We start from the raw sequence: 2,135 nt of genomic DNA, 5'->3' as shown, positions 1-2,135 counted from the left end.
CGTGATCTCCACAGCAGAAGGCCCGGGATGCGACATACCAATAGGGTAGTAACCAACCCTCAGGATTTCTGGCGCATCACACTAGTGCTCTGACCACATTGGTTCGCCGGGTTGGTGGTTGGGGCGGTTGGATGTGCGGTGACGTCCGATCCGAGTGCTGGGGGTGCGGTGGCTGAGCCTGTCCGCGTGCGCAGGTTGACCGACCAGGAGGGGCAGAAGCTGCAGCAGATCGTGCGCCGGGGCAGCACCAGTTCGGTTCGCTTCCGACGCGCGATGATGCTGCTGGCGTCGGCCGGCGGGAACCGGGTCCCGGTGATCGCCCAGCTGGTGCAGGCCGACGAGGACACGGTGCGGGATGTGATCCACCGATTCAACGAGATCGGCCTGGCCTGTCTGGACCCTCGGTGGGCGGGAGGCCGTCCCCGCCTGCTCAGTCCTGACGAAGAGGACTTCGTCGTCCAGACGGCCACCACCCGCCCGACCAAGCTCGGCCAGCCCTTCACCCGCTGGTCCATCCGCAAACTGCTGGCCTACCTGCGGAAAGTCCATGGGCGGGTCATCCGCATCGGCCGCGAGGCGTTACGCCGTCTGCTCGCCCGCCACGGCATCACCTTCCAGCGCACCAAGACGTGGAAGGAGTCCCCGGACCGCGACCGCGAGGCAAAGCTGGACCGGATCGAGGAGGTCCTGGACGGCTTCCCGGACCGGGTCTTCGCATTCGACGAGTTCGGCCCGCTCGGCATCCGCCCCGCCGGCGGGGCGGGCTGGGCCCCCGCCAGTCATCCCGAGCGGCACCCGGCGACCTACCACCGCACCCACGGCGTCAGGTACTTCCACGGCTGCTATTCAGTCGGCGACGACACGCTCTGGGGCATCAACCGCCAGAAGAAGGGTGCCGCGAACACACTGGCCGCGCTCAGGTCGATCCGGGCTGCCCGACCGGACGGCGCCCCCATCTACGTCATCCTGGACAACCTGTCCGCACACAAGGGCGAGACGACCCGCCGCTGGGCGAAGAAGAACCGCGTCGAGCTGTGCTTCACGCCGACGTACGCGTCCTGGGCCAACCCAATCGAGGCGCACTTCGGGCCGCTGCGGCAGTTCACCATCGCCAACTCCAACCACCGCAACCACACCGTGCAGACCCGGGCCTTGCACGCCTATCTGCGCTGGCGCAACGCGAATGCCCGTCACCCCGACGTGCTGGCAGCCCAGCGCCGCGAGCGCGCTCGCATCCGCAGTGAGAAGGGCATCCGTTGGGGCGGACGTCCCCTCGCCGATGCCGCTTGACCGGCCCCGTGACCATGCCCGGCCGGGTCCTAGCAGTAGCCGTCCACTCTGGCGCCGGCTGGAGCGAAGTTGGGCCAGGGATGCCCTGCTCTGTCGGAGGCAGCGGACCGCAGGAGGCCAAGAAGAGTGCACCCTGGGTAGCCCCGAAAACTCGCGTAGGTGCCCCGGTAGTAGCAGCTCCAGTAGCTTACGACCCGTCGTTGAGTGCGCGCGAAGAAGGCAGGGTTGTCCACGATGAACTGCCCGTAAGCGAGGTGGCCGCAGGTGCCGGGCGTCGCGAGATCACGGAGCTCATCGCAGATGACGACCAGGATCTCCAATACGTACTCGCCTACCAGCTGCACGACGAAGGGGACGACCCATGGGTCCGTGGAACCAACGACCTTCTCCAGGTGACGCTGTCTGACCACCCCGTCGCAGTGCCTTGAGTACAGGCAGTGCAGAAGCTGCCGTTGGCGCGACGAAAGCGACGCCACCGCGTCAGTTGACGGCTCGTCGTTGTAGATGCGCCCGGGGATCAAAATCTGCTGGCCCTCTACAGCGACCGAGAACGAGGCATGCGGCTGGTGCCGAGAATCAGGCATCACCGCCAGGACTGCCTCGGCATCGCTCGCAAGCTCGGCTGGGAACGCCGTGATCAACGGATTGCTGCTGTCGGAAAGCGGCTGCACGAGCCGAGCATAGGCGGACGCCTCGGCCAGGTAGCTGGCATCAACGGCCCCACACCCGCTCAACGCGGCGAAGGTATGGGGTCAGAGCACTAGTGTGATGCGCCAGAAATCCTGAGGGTTGGTTACTACCCTATTGGTATGTCGCATCCCGGGCCTTCTGCTGTGGAGATCACG

The 2,135-nt window shown here is 66.3% G+C and carries 2 protein-coding genes; one reads left to right on the top strand and one right to left on the bottom strand.

Annotated features, from left to right (window positions below; genetic code table 11):
- Positions 1–168: 168 nt before the first annotated feature.
- A complete protein-coding gene (locus ACFWXC_RS52965; RefSeq protein WP_384491529.1) occupies positions 169–1,290 on the top strand; it encodes an IS630 family transposase in 1,122 nt (373 codons plus the stop codon).
- Between the two features lie 29 nt (positions 1,291–1,319).
- On the opposite strand, the gene ACFWXC_RS52960 is transcribed toward ACFWXC_RS52965, so the two are convergent.
- Positions 1,320–1,961, bottom strand: coding sequence for a hypothetical protein (locus ACFWXC_RS52960; protein WP_384491527.1), 642 nt, complete (start codon positions 1,959–1,961; stop codon positions 1,320–1,322).
- Positions 1,962–2,135: the final 174 nt, after the last annotated feature.

It is taken from the genome of Streptomyces sp. NPDC058683 (assembly GCF_042716195.1).
Lineage (GTDB): Bacteria > Actinomycetota > Actinomycetes > Streptomycetales > Streptomycetaceae > Streptomyces.
The sequence above is the reverse complement of the archived record's forward strand: the minus strand, read 5'-3'. Positions and strand labels throughout refer to the sequence as shown.